1 rRNA gene is annotated in these 458 nt (G+C 58.3%); it reads right to left on the minus strand.

Annotated features, from left to right (window positions below):
- A 16S ribosomal RNA gene (locus ACTHS4_RS11605) occupies positions 1 to 458 on the minus strand; the annotation flags it as partial.

Here is a 458-nt window from a genome sequence, read left to right on the forward strand (position 1 = left end):
GATGTGTATAAGAGACAGGACTACTGGGGTATCTAATCCTGTTCGCTCCCCACGCTTTCGCTCCTCAGCGTCAGTATCGGCCCAGAGACCCGCCTTCGCCACCGGTGTTCCTCCTGATATCTGCGCATTTCACCGCTACACCAGGAATTCCAGTCTCCCCTACCACACTCTAGTCTGCCCGTACCCACCGCAAGTCCGGAGTTGAGCCCCGGATTTTCACGGCAGACGCGACAAACCGCCTACAAGCTCTTTACGCCCAATAATTCCGGACAACGCTCGCACCCTACGTATCACCGCGGCTGCTGGCACGTAGTTAGCCGGTGCTTCTTCTGCAGGTACCGTCAGTTTCGTCCCTGCTGAAAGCGGTTTACAACCCGAAGGCCGTCATCCCGCACGCGGCGTTGCTGCGTCAGGCTTTCGCCCATTGCGCAATATTCCCCACTGCTGCCTCCCGTAGG

Source organism: Neisseria sp. P0014.S009 (genome assembly GCF_051958155.1).
In the GTDB taxonomy this organism is placed as follows: Bacteria; Pseudomonadota; Gammaproteobacteria; order Burkholderiales; family Neisseriaceae; genus Neisseria; species Neisseria flavescens_C.